This is a genomic window from Paenibacillus sp. P4_A7, assembly GCF_056402455.1.
The window spans coordinates 1-1,025 of sequence record NZ_JBFUHJ010000823.1; the positions used below are offsets into that span (position 1 = coordinate 1).

1 protein-coding gene is annotated in these 1,025 nt (G+C 44.2%); it reads left to right on the forward strand.

The window, feature by feature from the left end:
• Nucleotides 1-75: 75 nt before the first annotated feature.
• The coding region (locus AC1DWN_RS34275) for a hypothetical protein (RefSeq protein WP_477563270.1) at nt 76-1,025 on the forward strand (950 nt) is incomplete at its 3' end.

Below are 1,025 nucleotides of genomic sequence, written 5' to 3' on the forward strand. Positions count from 1 at the left end.
AAGTTAGATCTATATATTTGCAAAATTTGTCATGTTAATATAATAGAAATAGTCAGGATGAGGAGGAACGCAGTAATGACAGATTATAATCAGCTAGTTTTCGATGCATTGCCGCCCAAAGGGAATAGCAGAGAGAAGGCTATCTCAGAGCTCGGAGCTAACGAGGCACCTGAGCTGCTGCATCTGGCTAGTACAGAGCGCGGGAAGAGTAAGCTTGCGGCCCAGAGAGCACTGGCTAAGATTGATTATGAACCGGCTGCAGCTTATTGGAAAAAGCTATTAAAGTCGCCTCAAAAATGCGAAAAAATATTAAACCACACTTTCTCGAATACAGTGTCGGATCTACTTGCTGATCGATTGCTAGCTTTTTTGCAGACGTTTCTGGAGAAGAAGCCTGGCAGCAAGATCAGCTGGGAAGAGCATGAAACACTTCTTGCCTTACTTGGCATGATGCCGGGCAAAGCGAGTGAGAAGATGTGCGAAGTGTATGAGCTTGTAGCAGAGAAAATCCAGAAGGTTTCATCATTTAAGCACGACAGCGAGGTACTAAAGCTAACCCACACAGATACCTCTTCCTTCAATATTAGTGATACGTTGGAACGTATGACTTTAGAGCATGCCTTTCCTATGATTTTGGCTGGCTCTGTTTTGATGGATGGAGATATTAGGCTGCAAGCGCTTGCTTGCAAGCTATATGAACAATATGGGGGAGCCTGGCTTTCTCCTGTGTTCGCTTCTGCGCTTCTAACCAAGCCTGCTGGCGATGTTTTTGAGGCGTTTTCACCGTATTACAAAGATCCGGTGTCGCAGTGTTTTATTTTGAATGTGCTAGGTACGGTGAAGTTTGATACTAAGCAAAACCGGCATACGTTTAGGTTYGGYTGGGGTCATATGCTTAGGAATGATACCTATTTTTCACTCACACCGCTGCTGTTTGAGGATTTGGATGTGCGCTGGATAGAACTTTTGGCAGCTGATCCGGAGAAGAAAAAGCTAAGCGGTCTTATTAAAACGAGCTATTATGT